The following is a 16,219-nucleotide window of genomic DNA, read 5'->3' as shown; positions in this document are numbered from 1 at the left end:
CGCGCCATCGGGCGCAAGGAGAAACTTTCCGTACTGGCTAAGTTTTCAGTAGGACTTGGGGCGTAGCTTGTGGCGGACGATCGCGATCAGCTCGCGCGACCGCGCCAGTACGCGATCGAAGGTCCATTCGGGGCGCGCCGTTTCATGCAGCGCGGCTAGGCCAAGCGCGGCACTGGCATCGACTTCGCGGCCAAGCAGTTCGAGCTCGCCGCGAAGGTAGGCTTCCCAGGATCCGGCGCGGCCATCGACGCGCTCGAACCATTCGAAGCCGGGATTTTCCAACGAGAGGGCGAGCGCGGCGACGCCACGGTCGCCGTCCAGCCGGATCTCGCCCCAGGTACGCGCATCGCGGGGCGCCGCCTGGTGAAACTTGGTCGACTTGCCGCGTTCGATCCGGCACAGGCCGGCGCGGCGCTCGACCACGCGATAGCCCAGCGCGGCCGCCCAACCTTCGACCAGAAACCAGGCCGCGGCGGGATCGCGCGGCAGGCTGAAGGCGTGGGTGATGACGAGACGCATGGGCGTGGTCTTTCGAGTCTTGGGTGCGGCTTAGAGTACGCCGGCGGCGAAGGCGAGGAACGTGGCGGTGAAGAAGGTCGGGATCGCGAAGGCGACAGCGACACCGGCCCAATCTTCGAAGTCAGCGAGGAAGCGCGACATCGGAATAGTCCCTTGCTCGATGATGGTCAGTTCAGAAGCCGGCGGTGAAGGCCAGCATCGCGGCGGTGATGAACGCGGGGACGGCGACGGCAACCAGGGTGCCCAGGACGTCTTCGGCTTGATTGAGGAACTTGGTCATTGCGTCTCTCCAGTGTCTGTTCCCGACACCAGCGCCGGGATGACCACGCAACTGCAGCCCGCGTGCCAACTCTTAAGCCGTTGATTTTGCTTGGGTGCGTATTCAATCACGGCGGAATGATGGCACATGCCACCATTCGGTGAGACTTTCTGTGATCGTCTCCGTGACGTTCTTTGACGGCGGCCGTACCAAAAACACCCCGGCCGTTTCCGGCCGGGGTGTTGGGTCGTGAAGACTGGAAACGGGGCCTAGTTTCCGCCGGTCAGCCGCGCCAGCAGGTCGTCGAGCTGCTCCATCGACTTGTATTCGATGGTGACTTTGCCGCCTTTGCCTTCGGTCTCGATCGAGACGTTGAGGCCGAGCCGCCCCGTCAGATCGCGTTCGAGCGAAATCAGATCGGCGCTCTTGCTCGCACGCGGCGCGCCCAGCGTGCCGGGACGTGCAGCCTGTTTCGATTTCGCCGCGAGCTGTTCGGTGGCGCGCACCGACAGGCCCTTGGCGACGACTTCGCGCGCCAACGCAATCGGATCGGCGGCGGTCAACAAGGCGCGTGCGTGACCGGCCATCAACTTGCCGTCGTCGAGCAGCGCTTTCACCGCATCGGGCAGCGCCAGCAGACGCAACGTGTTGGCGACGTGGCTGCGGCTTTTGCCGATCGTGTCGCCCAGCGCGCTGTGGCTGTGACCGAACTCGTCGATCAAACGCTGATAGCCCTGCGCTTCTTCGAGTGGGGACAGATCCTGGCGCTGCAGATTTTCGACCAGCGCGATTTCGGCGGCTGCATCGTCGGCAAGCTGCTGCACGAGCACGGGCACGTCGTGCAGCCCGGCTTTTTGCGCCGCGCGCCAACGCCGTTCGCCGGCGACGATTTCGTATTTGTCCTGCCCAAGCGGCCGCACCAGAATCGGTTGCAGAATGCCGCGCGTTTTGATCGACGCGGCAAGTTCGGCAATCGCTTCATCGTCGAAGCGACGACGCGGCTGGTACTTGCCCGCAGTCAGCCAGGTGATTGGCATCGTCTGCTGCGCGCCGCCAACGGCGGTCGCGATATCGACCGGCACACCCGGTGTGCCGCTGGCTGCGGCATACGCGGTTTGCGCGTCACCGAGCAGTGCCGACAGGCCGCGTCCGAGGCCCTTCTTTTTTGGATCAGCCAAGCTTTGCCCCTTCGCGCTTGAGCAGCTCGCCTGCGAGCTGGATGTAGGCTTGCGCGCCCGCCGAACGATGATCGTAGAGAAGCACCGGTACGCCGTGCGACGGCGCTTCGGATACGCGCACGTTGCGCGGAATGACAGTGCGAAAGACGCGGTCACCAAAATGTGCGCGCACATCGGCTGCGACCATTTCGCTGAGGCTGTTGCGCTTGTCGAACATCGTCAGCAGCACGCCTTCGACTTGCAGCTTGTCATTGTAGGCGCGCTGCACGCGTTCGACGGTCTGCACCAGATACGACAGACCTTCGAGCGCATAGAACTCGCACTGCAACGGCACCAGCACGCCGTTCGCCGCAACCAGCGCATTCAGGGTCAGCAGATTGAGCGACGGCGGACAGTCGATCAGCACGTAGTCGTAGGTGCTGCCGATATTGTGCAACGCGCGCTGCAGGCGCGTTTCGCGATCGTCGGCATTGACGAGTTCGATCTCGGCGCCGGCGAGATGCACCGACGCGGGTACGATCGACAAATTCGGAATGCCGCTTTCGCGCACGACGTCGGCGATCGACGCGCCTTCGAACAACACCGCATACGAACCGCGTCCGCGTTGCGACGGATCGAGACCGATGCCGGTCGACGCGTTGCCCTGCGGATCGAGATCGAGCAGCAGCACGCGCTTGCCGACCGCAGCAAGCGCGGTGGCGAGATTGATCGCCGTCGTGGTTTTGCCGACGCCGCCTTTCTGATTGGCGAGCGCGAGAATGCGCACCGTCGGTGACGGCGCGGGCTCGGCAGAAGTGTCGGCACCGCCCGCGTAGGCGGGATCAGCCAAATTTGGTTCGGTCATGCGCGTCTGAGGTTGGCGAGGCGCACGATGCGCGCGTCCTCGGCGGTTTTGCTCGGGATCAACTCGGCGTCGAAGCGATAGCGGGCGCGGGCCGCTTCCAGCTCGGCCGCAACGGTACGGCCTTTGGGAAATATTCCTACACCGCCATGGTGTAGAAACGGAATTGTCAATTGAATCAAAGAGATAAGCGGCCCCAGCGCGCGCGAGGTCGCGACGTCGGCCGGGAAGGGCCGCACCGCTTCGACCTTCTTGGCATGCAGCACGACGTCGAGCTGCAGCTTCTCGATCACCGCGGCCAGAAACTCGGCCTTTTTTATGTTGTTTTCGATCAGCTCGACCCGCGGCCCGCCCACAATGGCGAGGACCAGGCCGGGGAAGCCAGCACCGGTTCCGACATCGACGACGCGCGCGTCCGGCTTTGGCAGCAGCGGTAAAAGCTGTGCAGAATCAAGGAAGTGGCGGTCCCATATATCCGCCTCGGTGTTCTTCCCGATCAGCGCCAGGCCGCGATTGGCCTCGAGCAGCATGGCCCGATAGGCGTCGAGCCGCGCCAGCGTTTCACGTGAAACACCGGTCGCGGCGGCGAAGGCGGCCTGGCCGTCAGGCGACGCGACGATGGTCACGGCGCACGTAGCGAAGCAGAGCGGTCAAAGCGGCGGGCGTGATGCCCGGGATCCGGGCCGCGGCGCCAAGCGTGGCGGGGCGGCTGGTGGTCAGGAGCTGGCGCACCTCAGTCGAAAGGCTGCCGACCTGGGCGTAATCGAGCTCGGCGGGCAAGGCCAACGCCTCGTCCTTGCGGAAGGCGCGGATATCCGCGTCCTGCCGCTCGACATAGCCGGCATAGCGCGCGTCGATCTCGATCTGCTCAGCGATCGCGGGATCGAGGCCGGACAGGGCCGGGAAAATGGCGGAAAGCCTGGCGATATCGATGTCTGGGCGCGACAGAAGCTCGTGCACCGAGCGCCGTACGCCGTCCGCATTCACGTGCAGACCCTGGCGGCCGAGCTCGTTCGGCGTCGCCGACAGCGAGGCGGCGAGGGCGCGCGCGGCGTCCAGCGCGTCTTTCTTTGCGGTCCAGGCGGACTGGCGCGCCGATCCAACGGCGCCGGCCGCAATACCGAGGTCGGTCAGGCGCTGATCGGCATTGTCGGCGCGCAGCTGCAGCCGGTATTCGGCCCGCGAAGTCAGCATCCGATAGGGCTCGCGCGTGCCGCGGGTCACCAGATCGTCGATCAGCACGCCGATATAGGCATCGGCGCGGTCGAGCGTGAAGGCAGACGAGCCCGCAACAGCCCGGGCCGCATTGATGCCGGCCATCAGCCCCTGGGCCGCGGCTTCTTCATAGCCGGTCGTCCCGTTGATCTGGCCAGCCAGGAAAAGCCCAGGGATTCTGCGGGTTTCCAGGGTCGGCGCCAGCTCGCGTGGGTCGACATAGTCGTATTCGATCGCGTAGCCCGGCCGCTTGATCACCGCGTTCTGCAGGCCCGGGATCGAGGCGATGATCGCGGCCTGGACCTCTTCCGGCAGGCTGGTCGAAAGGCCGTTCGGATAGACCGTGTCGTCATCCAGCCCCTCGGGCTCGAGGAAGATCTGGTGGCGATCCTTGTCCGCGAACCGCACGATCTTGTCTTCGAAGCTGGGGCAGTAGCGCGGACCAACGCCTTCGATGCGGCCGGCATACATCGGCGCGCGGTGGAGATTGGCGTGCACCAGGGCGGCTGCTTCGGCGCCGGTCCAGGTGATGTGGCAATCGATCTGCGGCGTCGTGATCCGGTCGGTCAGATAGGAGAAGGGCGGGGGCGGGTTATCGCCCGGCTGGCGATCCAACTGGGCCCAGTCGATCGTCGTCCCATCCAGGCGCGGCGGCGTCCCGGTCTTGAGCCGACCGACAGAAAAGCCAAGCCGTGCAAGGGTTTCGCCCAGCGCGACCGAGGGTTCTTCGCCGGCCCGGCCGGCTGGCCAGCTCTTCTCGCCGAGGTGAATCCGGCCGCGCAGGAAGGTACCGGTGGTCAGGATCACCGCGCCGGCGCCGATCTCTTCGCCGCTTTCCAGCACGATACCGGTGGTCCGGCCGTTGGCGTCGAGGCGCAGGTCGGCGGCCGCGCCCGGCTTGATCGTCAGGTTCGGTTGCTCGGCCAACAGCGCCTGGATCGCCTGGGCGTAGAGCTTGCGGTCGGCCTGGGCGCGCGGACCGCGGACCGCCGGGCCTTTGCTGGCATTCAGAATCCGGAATTGGATGCCGCCGCGATCGATGGCGCGGCCCATGATCCCGTCCAACGCGTCGATCTCGCGGACGAGATGGCCCTTTCCCAGCCCACCAATTGCGGGATTGCAGGACATCGCCCCAATGGTCGCCGGGTCGTGCGTCACCAGAACGGTGCGCGCGCCAAGGCGGGCGGCCGCAGCGGCCGCTTCGCACCCGGCATGGCCGCCGCCGACAACAATGACATCGAAGCTGTTCATGAGGGGCCGGGACCTACCATGGGGGCAGAGTCAGACCTAGGCGTTTCACGTGAAACAGGACGCTTTGTCCCCGCGATTTCTCGATCCTGCACAGGGATGCCCACCGTTCTGCGCACAGGCCGCTATTTGCCGATGCAGAAGCTCGCGAACAGTCGGTCGAGCACGTCTTCGACATCGACCCGTCCCGCGATCCGGCCCAGCGCCCGCGCCGCAAGGCGCAGATCCTCGGCCATCAGCTCGGGCAGGTCGGCCTGCAGCGCACGATGTAGCGCGTCGCGCGCTTCGGTGATCGCGGCCAGGTGCCGCTCGCGCGTCGGGATCGCAGCGCCGCTGGTGGCGAGGATATCCGCCACCGCGCCCTCCAAGGTCGCCAGAAGCGCGCCCAACCCGACGCCCGTGATGGTCGAGATGCCAAGCCAGCCGGCCGGCGCCAAAGCCAGGTCGGTCTTGGTCGCGACGCAGATCGCGCCCGGGATTGGCGATGGGACGCCGGCCTCGGCCGCCTCGGTCAGCCACAGTGACAGGTCGGCCTGCTCGGCCCGGGCCCGGGCGCGGCGCACACCTTCCTGCTCGATCGGATCGGTGGAGTCGCGTAGCCCCGCCGTGTCGATCAACGTCACTGGCCAGCCACCCAGGTCGAGCCGCACCTCGATCGCGTCGCGCGTGGTGCCTGCAATGGGCGAGACGATGGCCACGTCGCGACCAGATAAGTAGTTGATAAGGCTAGACTTTCCGGCGTTCGGCGGGCCCAGAACCGCGATTTCGATCCCGTCGCGCAGCGCCTCGCCGCGCTTGCCTTCTTCCAGCGCGATCGCGAGTTCGTCGCGCAGCGTGACGATGGCGGTGCGCGCGCGCTGTTCGAGCCCGGCTGGCAGATCTTCGTCGGGGAAATCGATTTCCGCTTCGGCCGCCGCCATCGCTTCGACCAGCGACGCACGCCAACCGTCGGCGCGCGCGGCCAGTGCGCCCCCGAGTTGGCGCAGCGCCTGGCGCCGTTGCGCTTCAGTTTCGGCCGCAACGAGATCGGCGATCGCTTCGGTCTGATCGAGCGTCAGCTTGCCGGCGAGAAAGGCGCGTTTGGAAAACTCGCCTGGCTCTGCCGGACGTGCATTGAGTGCGAGCAACGCGCGCACGATCGCGGCGTAGACCGCGCGACCGCCATGCGTGTGAAGCTCGACGACGTCGTCGCCGGTGAAGCTCGCAGGCGCTGAAAACACCAATAGCAGTGCGTCGTCGATCGACTCACCACTATTAGGGTCGCGTAGCAGTCGACGCGCAGCGACGCGCGGTTTCGGCAGATCACCCACAAGCGCGCGTGCGATGTCGTGTGCGCGGTCGCCCGCAATGCGCACGACCGCAACGCCGGCCGGGCCCGGCGCCGATGCGAGCGCGAAAATCGTCTCAGTCAAATTACGCGCACACCGTCACGGCGACGGCGCGCTGCCGCCGGGTCCGAACTGCGACCAGAATTTCTGCCACTGATCGAGACCGGGCGCGGCGCCGCCGAACCAGGTTTTCAAAATCTGCTCGGGGTCCATCGAACGCATCGCGGTTTTCATGCGCTCTTCGACTTCGCCCATCATTGCCGCTTGCAGCGGACGGAGATCGGGCAGCCCCATGAAGGCGCGCGCTTCTTCCGGCGTGCAGTCGACCGTGACATTGACCTTCATTGCCGAAACTCCCGATCTAGATCGCGACGGACATTGCCCCGGAGCTTCACCACGTGTCGATGCGCACAAACGCGCTAGCGAATGAGACCAGCCCCTATCTGCTGCAGCATGCCACCAACCCGGTGGATTGGCTGCCGTGGGGCGATGCTGCGTTCGCCAAAGCGCGCGCAGAGAACAAGCCGATCCTGCTCTCGGTCGGCTATGCCGCCTGCCATTGGTGTCACGTCATGGCGCATGAAAGCTTCGAACAAGAAGCGACGGCGCAGCTGATGAACGAGAAGTTCGTCGCGGTGAAAGTCGACCGCGAAGAGCGACCCGACCTGGATGCGATTTATCAGAGCGCGCTGTCGCTGCTGGGGCAGCAGGGCGGTTGGCCGCTGACGATGTTTCTCGACGCCGACGGCAATCCGTTTTGGGGCGGCACCTATTTTCCGCCCGAGCCGCGCCATGGCCGGCCCAGCTTCGCGCAGGTCCTGCACCGCGTTGCCGAGCTGTATGTGAGCGAGCCGGACAAGGTGGTGCAGAACCGCAACGCGTTGCTGGGCGGCTTGGCCGAGTTGGCGACTGCTCGCGCCGGCAAGTCGCTCGACGCGGCGATTCCGGAACGGGTTGCGGCGCGCTTTGCGGACTCGGTCGATCCCGATTGGGGCGGCGTCGGCGGTGCACCGAAATTTCCCAACGCACCGCTGCTGCGCCTGCTGTGGCGCGTCTGGGCACAGCATGGCGACGAAGCCGCGCGCGACGCGACTTTGCTGACCTTGGTGCGCATCGTGAACGGCGGCATCTACGATCATCTCGGCGGCGGCTTCGCGCGCTATTCGACCGACGCGCATTGGCTCGTGCCGCATTTCGAAAAGATGCTCTACGACAACGCGCAGTTGCTGGAGCTGTTGACGCTCGCCTGGGCCGGTACCGGCGCCGGTCTGTTCGCGCAGCGCGCGGCAGAAACCGTCCTCTGGCTCGAACGCGAGATGCGCGCCGAGCACGACGCATTCGCCGCAACGATCGACGCCGACAGCGAAGGCGAAGAAGGCCGCTTCTATATCTGGACGGCGAAAGAGATCGACGACGCTCTCGGTGGTGATGCCGCGCTGTTCCGGCGCGCCTACGACGTCACCGACAACGGCAATTGGGAAGACGGCAAGTCGGTGCTGCAGCTCAATCACGGGCCCGACCTGACCGACGAAGAAGCGCAACGTCTGCCCGGCTTGCGCGCGCGCTTGCTCGAACTGCGCAACAAGCGGGTTCGTCCCGGACGCGACGACAAGATCCTCGGCGACTGGAACGGGATGATGATTGCGGCGCTGGCTTTTGCCGGCGACGTGTTCGGACGCACCGCCTGGATCGCTCGCGCGGTCGAAGCCTTCGACGGCACGATCACGGCGCTGACCGGCGCAGATGGCCGGCTCGCCCATTCCTTCCGCGACGGCAAGCGCGGCGCGCGCGCAACCCTGGACGATCATGCGCAATTGGCCCGCGCCGCGATCACCCTGTTCGAGACGACGGGCGAGGCACGCTTTCTGGGTGCGGCGCGCGCCTTGGTGACCGAGCTCGATACGCATTACTGGGACAGCCAGGCGGGCGGCTATTTCAGCACCGCCGACGATGCCGAACGTCTGGTGGTGCGCGCCAAGACCGCCGCCGACGCGGCGACGCCGTCGGGCAACGGCACGATGCTGTCGGTGCTGACGCGGCTGTTCATGCTGACCGGCGACGACAAATTGCGCGCGCGCGCCGACGAACTCGAACGCGCCTTTGCCGGCGAGGTCGAACGCAACGTGTTTCCGCTCGCCGCCTATCTCGACGGCGTCGCGCTTAGCCGGCGGCCGTTGCAGCTCGTCGTGGTCGGCAGGTCCGACGATCCCGCGACGCAGGCGCTGGCCGACGTGGCGCGACGTTCGTTCGTCCCCGACCGGACGTTGTTGCGCCTGTCGCCCGACGCCAGGCTTCCGGCCGCGCACCCGGCCTTCGGCAAGGGCCTGATCGACGGCAAGCCCGCGGCCTATGTCTGCGTCGGTCCGACCTGCATGCCGCCCGCAACCAACACGCAGGATCTGTTGCTCCGCCTCGCGGAGGTGCAGGCGGGCGCGTGACGTGACATCCAGCGGTGCGCGTCGTTACGGTCGCGCGCTTAAAGCCAACGAGGACTTTGCATGCCCGACGTGACGATCGAAGCCGCCGATGGCGGAAGCTTCTCCGCCTATGTGTCCGGCACCGGCAGCGCCGGCATGGTCGTGATCCAGGAAATCTTCGGCGTGAACGACGTGATGCGCGGTCTCACCGACTACTGGGCGTCGAAAGGCTACACCGCGATCTGTCCCGATCTGTTCTGGCGCCAGGAGCCCGGCATCCAGATCAGCGACAAGACCGACGAACACTGGAAGAAGGCGTTCGCGCTCTATCAGGGGTTCAGCGAAACCAAGGGCACCGAGGATCTGATCCAGACGGTGAAGTTCCTGCGCGGCATGCGCAGCCTGAAAAAGGTCGGCGCGATCGGCTACTGCCTCGGCGGCAAGCTTGCGTATCTGATGGCGACACGGTCCGACGTCGACGCAGCCGTCGGCTATTACGGCGTCGGCATCGACAAAAGCCTCGACGAGGCGAGTGCAATCACCAAGCCGCTGCTGTTGCACATTGCGGGCAAAGACGGGTTCGTCCCGCCCGAAGCGCAGGCGCAGGTCAAAGCAGCGCTCAGCAAAAATCCGCTGGTTGAAATCGAGACATATCCAGATGACGACCACGCGTTCGCACGAACCGGCGGTCAGCATTACAGCGAAGCATCGGCGACGCGCGCCAACGCGCGCACCGAAGCGTTCTTCGCCGAACATTTGAAAGGCTAAGCCAATGGCACGTGTCGTCCGGATCCAGGCTTTTGGCGGACCCGAAAATCTCAAGCTCGAGCAGGTCGACGTTGCGGCACCCGGCCCCGGCCAGGCACGCATCCGGCAGACCGCGATCGGGCTCAATTATCTCGACGTCTATCACCGCACCGGCCTGTACCCGATCGGCGACCTGCCGGCGCCGGTCGGATCGGAAGGCGCGGGCGTGGTCGAAGCGGTCGGCGAAGGCGTCACCTCGCTCAAGGCCGGCGATCGCGTCGCCTATGTCGGCGGTCCGCTCGGCGCCTATGCCGACGAACGTCTCTATCCCGCCGACCGTCTGGTGCCGCTGCCCGATTGGGTCAGCGACGAACAGGCGGCATCGCTGATGATGCAGGGGCTGACCGCGCAATATCTGCTGCGCCGGACCTTCCCGGTGCAGAGCGGCCAGACAATCCTGTTCCACGCCGCAGCCGGCGGTGTCGGTCTGATCGCATGCCAATGGGCCAAGTCGCTGGGCGCGCGCGTGCTGGGCACGGTCGGCAGCAAAGAAAAAGCCGACCTCGCGGTCGCGCATGGATGCGACGTGCCGATCTTCTATCGCGAAGCAAATTGGGTGCAGCACGTCCGCCAAGAAACGGACGAGAAGGGCGTGCCGGTCGTCTATGACTCGGTCGGCAAGGACACGATCAAAGGCAGCTTCGAATGCCTGGCGCCGTTGGGCACGCTGGTCGTGTTCGGCCAATCGTCGGGACCGGTGCCGCCGATCGAACTCGGCCAGCTCGCCAAAGGGTCGTTCTTCCTGACGCGTCCGTCGATCGCCGCCTACATGGCTGCGCGTTCGGACTTGATGCAGGCCGCAGCCGAAGTGTTCGAGCTGGTGAAGAACGGCACGATCAAGGTCAACATCGCGCAACGGTTCAAACTGGAAGACGCAGCCGAGGCACATCGCGCGCTCGAAGCGCGCAAGACCACCGGCTCGACTTTGCTGATTCCGTGATGCGCGTCGCGCTCGCTTGCACCTTGTTGCTGTTCGGCGGCGCTGCGCACGCCGCCGACGCAACAGTCGACGCGCCGTACAAACATATCGCCGACGCGTTTGCGCAGTTGGATCCGGCGCCGCTGCAACATGTCTTCGCCGACGATGCAGTGCTGTTGTTTCTGCAGACTGACAAGGCACCCGCACTGACCGTCGGCAAGGCCGCGATCGAGCAGCGTCTTGCCGGCACGCTGGCGCGGCTGAAACAGGCGGGCAAGACAGCGAAGATTACGGTTCGGCTCAGCGAGCGGCGCGAAACGCCGAACGCGATGTACGACACCGGCTTTTTCCGCCTTGTCGTGCGCGACGGCAAAGGCGGGGAAGAGATTGAATACGGCAGCATGATGCTGGAACTGCGCAAAGGCGCCGACGGCACGTGGCGCCACCGCGTCGATGCCAACGGACCGGCAACGCGCGAAGCATTCGAAGCAGCGGGCGGCGCGCGCATCTATGACTGAGCTGCGGCGGGTTCAAACCGAGACGCTCGATCTTGCTTATTTCGAGATCGGCGACGGATTTCCGGTCGTGCTGCTGCACGGCTATCCCGACGACGCCAACACCTACAAATACGTTTGGCCCAAACTGGCCGAGCTTGGCTTTCGCGTCATCGTTCCGCATCTGCGCGGCCACGGGCAGACGCGCATTCGCGACGGACATGCGCGCGTCGGCCAGCAAGGTGCCATCGCGCAGGATCTGTTCGATCTGCTCGACGCGCTGTCGCTGCAGCAGGTTGGTCTCGTCGGGTATGATTGGGGCGGACGCGCCGCTTGCATTGCAGCGGCGCTGCAACCGGACCGCGTCAAATTCCTCGTCGCCGGCCACGGCTATCTCATTCAAGACACCTTGTCCGCGCCGGCGCCGTCCGCCGACCAAGAGATCGAACGCGCTTACTGGTATCAATGGTATCTCTGCACCGCGCGCGGTGCTGCGGGTGTGCAGCAGAACCGCAAGGTGATGGGCCGCGCGCTGTGGGACGAGTGGTCGCCGCCCTGGGTCTTTAGCAACGAAGACTTCGAAGAATGCGCCGCGTCCTGGGACAACCCCGACTATGTCGACGTGGTCGTGCATTCGTACCGGCATCGCAACGGCGAAGCGGCCAGCGATCCGCGCTACGACGCGTTGGAACGCGCGCTCGCGGAAAAACCGAAGATTGCCGTGCCGACCATCGTGCTGCATGGCGCCGACGATCGCGTCAGCTTCGCGCGCCTTACCGCCGATCACGCAACGTTTTTCACCGGCCCGTACGAACGCCGCGTGCTGCCCGGCGTCGGACACTTCCTTCCACGCGAAGCGCCCGACGCAGTGGTGCAGGCAGTGCTAGACCTTCAAAGCCGCGCGTAGCAGGTAGCTCGTTGCGACGATCGCAACCACTGACATGACGTAGATCGCGGCGAACCAGGCGAAACGATTCATCGCTAGTGATGGTACCCGTCATCCGCGACTTTGCCGCGGAAGATCCAATAGCTGTAGCCGGTGTAGCCGATCACCATCGGCACGATGAAGACCGCGCCCCATAGCAAGAAGCCTTGGCTTTCGGGCGGTGACGATGCGGTCCAGATCGACAGGTTGGGCGGCACGACGTTGGGCCACAGGCTGATGCCCAGGCCGAGGTAGGACAGCGCGAACAAACCCAGAGTCAGCACGAAGGGCTGCACATGCGTGTCGTCGCGGCGCAGCGCGCGCACGAGATAGAGAAACAACACCAGCACTGCCAACGGAACTGGCGACAGGTACAGCAGGTTCGGCCAGGTGAACCAGCGCTGGAAAATATCGGTTTCGAGAAACGGCACCCACAGACTCACGACCGCGATGAAGATCGTGACCGCAATCAGCAACGTCACGCTGACTTTGCGCGCCCAGGCCTGCAGCGCGCCTTCGGTCTTCATCACCAACCAGGTCGCGCCCAGCAACGCATAGCCCGCAACCAACGCAACGCCGGTCATCAGTGCGAACGGCGTCAGCCAGTCGAACGGTCCGCCGGTGTGCGTGATGCCGTCATGGTGGAATCCCTGCACGAACGCACCCAACACGACACCCTGCGTGAAGGTCGCGATCAACGAGCCGAATTGGAAACTGCGGTCCCAAAGATAGCGGCTGGTATTTGCCTTGAAGCGAAACTCGAACGCGACGCCGCGAAAGGTCAGCCCCAGCAGCATCACGATCAGCGGCAGATACAAGGCCGACAAGATGATCGAATAGGCGGCGGGAAACGCAGCCAGCAGACCGGCCCCACCCAGCACCAGCCAGGTCTCGTTGCCGTCCCAGATCGGCGCCACCGAGTTCATCATCTTGTCGCGCGCTGCGTCGTCGGGCGCGAACGGGAACAGGATTCCGATGCCAAGATCGAATCCGTCGAGCAGCACATACATGAACACGCCGACGACGATGATGCCGGCCCAGATCAGCGGCAGGTCGATGCTCATGACGGCGCTCCCTCTGGCATCGACAACGGACGGCGGGCCGTTTTCGCGGGATGGTCAGCGCCGTCGGGCGGTGCTTCGGGTCCGCGCTGCAGCAGGCGGAACATGTAGTAGGCGCCGGCGGTGAACACGATCGCGTACGACACGATAAACAACAGCAAAGTCGTCAACACGCTGCCAGCCGGCAGAAACGGCGTCACCGCATCAGCCGTGCGCATCTGGCCGTAGATCACGTAGGGCTGCCGACCGACTTCGGCCGTCACCCAGCCCATTACGACCGCGATGAATCCCGACGGTGCTGCAACCAGACACAGACGGTGGAACCAGCGCGACGTGCCCAGCCGTCCAGCCAACGCCAACGCGCCGCCGACCAGACCGACCGCCAGCATCAACAGTCCCATCGCGACCATGATGCGGAACGACCAGAACACGATCCAAACCGGCGGTCGCTCGCTGCGTGGAAAATCCTTGAGGCCTTTCACTTCGCCGTCGGGATCGTGGGTCAGAATGATCGACCCCAGCACCGGCACTTCAATCGCGTAGTCGGTGCGTTCTGTTTCCGCGTTCGGCAAACCGAACAGAGTCAGCGGCACGCGTTTGGCGGTCTCCCATCGCGCTTCAAGTGCAGCAAGCTTCGCCGGCTGAAACCGTCCGACGGCAAGGCCCGACGCGTCGCCCGCCACCATCTGCAACGGCGCCAACACGGCAGCCAGCCCGACCGCCATCAGCAACATGGTGCGCGACTCTTCGATCGCGCGGCGCTTCAACAGCAACCAGGCGGCACAACCCGCGACCGCCATGCCGGTGGTGAGATACGCAGCCAGCACCATATGCGCGAGCCGGTACGGGAAAGACGGGTTGAACACGATGCGCCACCAATCGACCGGCACGAATTTTCCGTCGATCAGCGCAAACCCGTCCGGCGTCTGCATCCAGCTATTCGCCGAGATAATCCAGAAGGTCGACAGCAACGTGCCCAGCGCGACCATGCAGGTGGCGAAATAGTGCAGACCTTTGCCGACCTTGTTCCAGCCGAACAGCATGATGCCGAGAAAGCCGGCTTCGAGGAAAAACGCAGTCAGAACTTCGTAGGACAGAAGCGGTCCAAGGATCGGTCCGGCAGCCGTCGAAAGCCGCGCCCAGTTGGTGCCGAACTGGAACGACATGACGATGCCGCTGACGACGCCCATGCCGAATGACACGGCAAAGATCCGCAACCAGAAGCGATAGAGTGTGCGAAATCGTTCACGCCCGGTGACGAGCCACAGGCCTTCGAGTACGGCGAGGTAACTCGCGAGCCCGATCGTGAAGGCGGGAAACAGGATGTGGTAGGCGATGACGAAAGCGAATTGCAGCCGCGACAACAGCAACGCATCCATCGCTCGATCTCCGGTTCGGATCCGACGTGAGGAGCCTAATCCTTTGTCGCGCAATCCCCCAAGCGTCTGCTGTGACGCAGGCCGAAAACGAAACAGGCGCAGCTAACGAATAGCTGCGCCTGCGGTTCGCGGAACAGAGAGGCCGAAGCCTACTGGTTCATCGACTGGAAGAATTCGCTGTTGGTCTTGGTGTGCTTGAGCTTGTCGAGCAGGAAGTCGACAGCGTCGGCGGTGCCCATCGGATTGAGGATGCGGCGTAGCACCCACATTTTCGACAGCGTGCCGCGATCGACCAGCAGCTCTTCTTTGCGCGTGCCCGACTTGGCGATGTCGATCGCCGGGAAGGTACGCTTGTCCGCGACCTTGCGATCGAGAACGATTTCCGAGTTACCGGTGCCTTTGAATTCTTCGAAGATGACTTCGTCCATGCGGCTGCCGGTTTCGATCAGCGCCGTGGCGATGATGGTCAGCGAGCCGCCTTCTTCGATGTTACGTGCGGCACCGAAGAAACGCTTCGGACGCTGCAGCGCGTTGGCGTCGACACCGCCGGTCAGCACTTTGCCCGACGACGGCACGACCGTGTTGTAGGCGCGCGCCAGACGCGTGATCGAGTCCAGCAGGATCACGACGTCACGCTTGTGCTCGACCAGGCGCTTGGCCTTTTCGATGATCATTTCGGCGACTTGCACGTGGCGCATCGCGGGTTCGTCGAAGGTCGAGCTGACGACTTCGCCCTTCACCGACCGCTTCATGTCGGTGACTTCTTCGGGACGTTCGTCGATCAGCAGAACGATCAAATAGACTTCGGGATGATTGGCGGCGATCGCACCCGCGATCGACTGCAGCATCATCGTCTTGCCGGTACGCGGCGGCGCCACGATCAAACCGCGCTGGCCTTTGCCGAGCGGCGAGACCAGTTCGATGACGCGATTGACCGCGTCTTTCTTGGTCGGATCATCGAGCTCAAGCTTGAGCTTTTCTTCCGGGTAGAGCGGCGTGAGGTTGTCGAAATTGATGCGGTGACGAACGCGATCCGGATCGTCGAAATTGATCAGGTTCGGTTTGATCAGCGCGAAATAACGCTCGCCGTCTTTGGGCGAACGGATTTGGCCTTCGACCGTATCGCCGGTGCGCAAACCGAAGCGGCGCACTTGCTGCGGCGAGATGTAGATGTCGTCCGGGCCTGGGAGATAATTCTCCTCGGGGCTGCGAAGAAAGCCGAAGCCGTCGGACAGAATTTCGAGAACACCACCACCGAAGATCGCGACTTCATTGTCGGCGAGCTGCTTCAGGATCGCGAACATCATGTCCTGCTTGCGCAGGCTGGACGCGTTTTCGATCTGCAGTTCTTCGGCCTGCGCGAGCAGGTCAGCGGGGGTCTTCTTCTTGAGTTCGCTAAGATTCATGCGGGGACTCGAGGGGCGGGGAGGATTCCAACGCGTCGAGAGAATTGGGACGCGGGATTTGCGCGCGGGGCGCGGCCGGAGACGGCCAGAGGAACGGATTTTTCGGGAAACAGAAGACGAAACTTCCGAGCCCGGACGCTAGGGAGCGGTCTGGTTCGTGTCAATTGGGATCTCGGGCAATGGGTCGGATTTCAGGGTAGGAGTCGCTTTCAACGCGCATGCG

At 64.5% G+C, this 16,219-nt stretch carries 15 protein-coding genes; 5 read left to right on the top strand and 10 right to left on the bottom strand.

The window, feature by feature from the left end; translation table 11 throughout:
* Positions 1-45: 45 nt before the first annotated feature.
* From TMPK1_RS15115 to TMPK1_RS15085, 7 genes are all read right to left on the bottom strand, one after another.
* On the bottom strand, positions 46-519 hold the full coding sequence (locus TMPK1_RS15115; protein ID WP_420243946.1) for a hypothetical protein: 474 nt from the start codon (positions 517-519) through the stop codon (positions 46-48).
* A gap of 528 nt (positions 520-1,047) precedes the next feature.
* Positions 1,048-1,956, bottom strand: a complete 909-nt coding sequence (locus tag TMPK1_RS15110; protein WP_420243945.1) for a ParB/RepB/Spo0J family partition protein — start codon at positions 1,954-1,956, stop codon at positions 1,048-1,050.
* Positions 1,949-2,800: a ParA family protein gene (locus TMPK1_RS15105; protein ID WP_420243944.1), complete on the bottom strand. Its 852-nt coding sequence runs from the start codon at positions 2,798-2,800 to the stop codon at positions 1,949-1,951. The genes TMPK1_RS15110 and TMPK1_RS15105 overlap by 8 nt, the downstream gene beginning before the upstream one ends.
* Positions 2,797-3,423: a 16S rRNA (guanine(527)-N(7))-methyltransferase RsmG gene (gene rsmG / locus TMPK1_RS15100; protein WP_420243942.1), complete on the bottom strand. Its 627-nt coding sequence runs from the start codon at positions 3,421-3,423 to the stop codon at positions 2,797-2,799. The genes TMPK1_RS15105 and rsmG overlap by 4 nt, the downstream gene beginning before the upstream one ends.
* Positions 3,401-5,263, bottom strand: a complete 1,863-nt coding sequence (gene mnmG, locus TMPK1_RS15095; protein ID WP_420243940.1) for a tRNA uridine-5-carboxymethylaminomethyl(34) synthesis enzyme MnmG — start codon at positions 5,261-5,263, stop codon at positions 3,401-3,403. The genes rsmG and mnmG overlap by 23 nt, the downstream gene beginning before the upstream one ends.
* Before the next feature lie 122 nt (positions 5,264-5,385).
* The gene (mnmE, locus tag TMPK1_RS15090; protein WP_420243938.1) at positions 5,386-6,672 is read right to left on the bottom strand and encodes a tRNA uridine-5-carboxymethylaminomethyl(34) synthesis GTPase MnmE; all 1,287 of its coding nucleotides are present in this window, start codon (positions 6,670-6,672) and stop codon (positions 5,386-5,388) included.
* Between the two features lie 15 nt (positions 6,673-6,687).
* Positions 6,688-6,933, bottom strand: a complete 246-nt coding sequence (locus TMPK1_RS15085) for a DUF6489 family protein (protein WP_420243937.1) — start codon at positions 6,931-6,933, stop codon at positions 6,688-6,690.
* 59 nt (positions 6,934-6,992) lie between these two features.
* On the opposite strand from TMPK1_RS15085, the gene TMPK1_RS15080 reads away from it, so the two are divergent.
* Genes TMPK1_RS15080 through TMPK1_RS15060 form a run of 5 tightly spaced genes read left to right on the top strand, consistent with a single transcriptional unit; the run spans position 6,993 to position 12,132 of the window.
* Positions 6,993-9,026 carry a thioredoxin domain-containing protein gene (locus TMPK1_RS15080; RefSeq protein ID WP_420245675.1) on the top strand — a complete coding sequence of 678 codons (2,034 nt, stop codon included), beginning with the start codon at positions 6,993-6,995 and terminating at the stop codon, positions 9,024-9,026.
* 60 nt (positions 9,027-9,086) lie between these two features.
* Positions 9,087-9,773, top strand: a complete 687-nt coding sequence (locus TMPK1_RS15075) for a dienelactone hydrolase family protein (RefSeq protein WP_420243935.1) — start codon at positions 9,087-9,089, stop codon at positions 9,771-9,773.
* Between the two features lie 4 nt (positions 9,774-9,777).
* Positions 9,778-10,752, top strand: coding sequence for a quinone oxidoreductase family protein (locus tag TMPK1_RS15070; RefSeq protein WP_420243934.1), 975 nt, complete (start codon positions 9,778-9,780; stop codon positions 10,750-10,752).
* Positions 10,752-11,249, top strand: a complete 498-nt coding sequence (locus TMPK1_RS15065; protein WP_420243932.1) for a YybH family protein — start codon at positions 10,752-10,754, stop codon at positions 11,247-11,249. The genes TMPK1_RS15070 and TMPK1_RS15065 overlap by 1 nt, the downstream gene beginning before the upstream one ends.
* On the top strand, positions 11,242-12,132 hold the full coding sequence (locus TMPK1_RS15060; protein WP_420243930.1) for an alpha/beta fold hydrolase: 891 nt from the start codon (positions 11,242-11,244) through the stop codon (positions 12,130-12,132). Before TMPK1_RS15065 ends, TMPK1_RS15060 begins: the two co-directional genes overlap by 8 nt.
* A 74-nt stretch (positions 12,133-12,206) precedes the next feature.
* Here the strand turns inward: TMPK1_RS15060 and cydB are convergent, their stop codons facing one another.
* The 3 genes from cydB to rho all read right to left on the bottom strand — a co-directional run bounded on the left by cydB (position 12,207) and on the right by rho (position 15,996).
* A complete protein-coding gene (cydB, locus tag TMPK1_RS15055; protein WP_420243929.1) occupies positions 12,207-13,214 on the bottom strand; it encodes a cytochrome d ubiquinol oxidase subunit II in 1,008 nt (335 codons plus the stop codon).
* Positions 13,211-14,590, bottom strand: a complete 1,380-nt coding sequence (locus TMPK1_RS15050) for a cytochrome ubiquinol oxidase subunit I (protein WP_420243928.1) — start codon at positions 14,588-14,590, stop codon at positions 13,211-13,213. Before TMPK1_RS15050 ends, cydB begins: the two co-directional genes overlap by 4 nt.
* Positions 14,591-14,739: 149 nt before the next feature.
* Positions 14,740-15,996 carry a transcription termination factor Rho gene (rho, locus tag TMPK1_RS15045; RefSeq protein ID WP_420243927.1) on the bottom strand — a complete coding sequence of 419 codons (1,257 nt, stop codon included), beginning with the start codon at positions 15,994-15,996 and terminating at the stop codon, positions 14,740-14,742.
* Positions 15,997-16,219: the final 223 nt, after the last annotated feature.

The organism is Roseiterribacter gracilis (assembly GCA_018332375.1).
GTDB lineage: Bacteria > Pseudomonadota > Alphaproteobacteria > BOG-932 > Roseiterribacteraceae > Roseiterribacter > Roseiterribacter gracilis.
The sequence above is the reverse complement of the archived record's forward strand: the minus strand, read 5'-3'. Positions and strand labels throughout refer to the sequence as shown.